At 36.6% G+C, this 1,129-nt stretch carries 2 protein-coding genes; one reads left to right on the forward strand and one right to left on the reverse strand.

Annotated elements, in window-relative coordinates:
• Nucleotides 1-316, reverse strand: a 316-nt coding sequence (locus tag GQR53_RS21200) for an alpha/beta fold hydrolase (RefSeq protein WP_240917495.1), incomplete at its 3' end; no start/stop codon positions are given.
• 74 nt (nucleotides 317-390) lie between these two features.
• Here GQR53_RS21200 and GQR53_RS16365 point away from each other — a divergent pair.
• Nucleotides 391-1,068 carry a ComF family protein gene (locus GQR53_RS16365; RefSeq protein WP_024596110.1) on the forward strand — a complete coding sequence of 226 codons (678 nt, stop codon included), beginning with the start codon at nucleotides 391-393 and terminating at the stop codon, nucleotides 1,066-1,068.
• The last annotated feature ends 61 nt before the right edge of the window (nucleotides 1,069-1,129 follow it).

The following is a 1,129-nucleotide window of genomic DNA, read 5'->3' on the forward strand; positions in this document are numbered from 1 at the left end:
AAAAAAAAAAAAAAGGAGTCGATGCTATTAAAATAACTTTAGATACTTTTTCAGGCCAATGCTTAGCAATATAAAGTGCAAATAATCCACCTAACGACCACCCCATTAAAATGCTCTTTGGCTTTAATTGCTTACTTAAAATTTCTGCTGCATCATGCAAAGTATAAGGGCTTGGGCAATCATGGCTATTACCAAACCCAGGTAGGTCAAGGCTACGTACATTTCCTGAATATAAAAACTCAAGTTCTGACTGTACTAACTGCCATACGCCCTGATTCATTCCCCAACCATGTAATAACACTAACTCATTTTGCATATTTGCCTAACCTTTACCAAACTTAGGCTCATCATAACGTTTAGAAAGGCGATTGCAATGCAAGGAGCGAGTCAGTGAAACAAGCCGTTTTAAATTGGTTATTTCCCTCTTATTGCGTGCAGTGTCAAAACTCGATTACGACCTCTTTAGGGCTATGTGATTATTGCCTTGAAGATTTACCATTGTTTGATTTTAGTAAGCATACGAGTTTATTGCATCGACCTGATATTATTGAGATGTTTCCTAATTGCGAGTTTGATAAATTATTTGCATGCGCTTTTTATCAACCTCCCTTTGAGCATTGGCTTAAAAGGCTAAAATTTAATAATCAAATTCATTATAAAAAGGCATTGCAGCAAATTATACAAAAACAGTTAACGCAGTTTTTTGAGCAAAGCCCTAACTTGCCAGATACCTTTATTATTTTACCTCTTCATAAAAGCCGCTTTATTACTCGCGGATTTAATCAGGTAAGCCAAGTATGGCAACCCTGTTTAGCTAATTACGCCCCACTAAGTAATGTTCTTATTCGCGATAAAAAAACACAAGCTCAGTCGGAGCTATCCAAAGCAAAGCGTATAAGAAACTTAAAAAATGCCTTTATTTGTACACAAGACATGGCAGGTAAAACAGTCGCTATTGTTGATGATGTGATGACGACAGGGGCAACATTAAACGCAGCTACTAGTGCACTAAAACAAGCAGGCGCTAAACAAGTGTGGGCTTTTACAACTTGCTTAACGCCTATTTAATTATTAAAAAGTATTGTAACTATTCAGCCTCATCTGAAATGAATATATCAGGCAGCTGATT

The organism is Pseudoalteromonas sp. Z9A6 (assembly GCF_011378805.1).
GTDB classification, from domain to species: domain Bacteria; phylum Pseudomonadota; class Gammaproteobacteria; order Enterobacterales; family Alteromonadaceae; genus Pseudoalteromonas; species Pseudoalteromonas distincta.